At 60.4% G+C, this 540-nt stretch carries 1 protein-coding gene; it reads right to left on the bottom strand.

Annotation, left to right across the window (positions count from 1 at the left end):
- Window positions 1–15 precede the first annotated feature (15 nt).
- A partial coding sequence (locus tag ABD323_RS44895) for a DNA/RNA non-specific endonuclease (protein WP_344447714.1) occupies window positions 16–540 on the bottom strand: 525 nt, incomplete at its 5' end.

A 540-nucleotide genomic window follows, 5' to 3' on the forward strand; every position in this document is an offset into this window, starting at 1 on the left:
CTCCCTCGAAGTCGGTCATTTCATCGCACCCGTCGGAACCGGCGCACTATTCTCGTCGGCCCTGCCCAGGTTGAACCATCCGCCGGAATTGACTCCGAAGATCCTGTTCTGGATGGCGGAATGAACGTCGATCCCCGGACTTCCGTCAACATGGGTTCCGACTGCCGTGATGTCAAACTCATAGGGAACCGTACGCGTCCCCTCGTAGCGCGCCACAACCGTGTAATGAACGATTTGATGATCCGCCACGATGGCCTTCTTTACCTGGGCCTCGATGGACGCCATGTTGGGATTCATTCCTGGATCGTCAACGGCTTGCTTGCTGGCGTTCGCCGCACGGGAACAGGTGGCGAGATTGGCGAGGTCGGTGCCGCTTCCGGACAGGCTGGCGGCAAGCAGGTGGCAGTTGTTGATCCAGAGATTGGGTGGACGGCTTCCGAGCCATGCGCCGTATCGTCCGGCCCACTCGTACCCGAGCGGTCGTATGTCGCGCGTGGTTGTCGAGCCCTCGTGCGTATTGAGCCATGCCTCATCGAGGCA

This window comes from Kitasatospora nipponensis (assembly GCF_039528135.1).
Taxonomy (GTDB): Bacteria; Actinomycetota; Actinomycetes; order Streptomycetales; family Streptomycetaceae; genus Kitasatospora; species Kitasatospora nipponensis.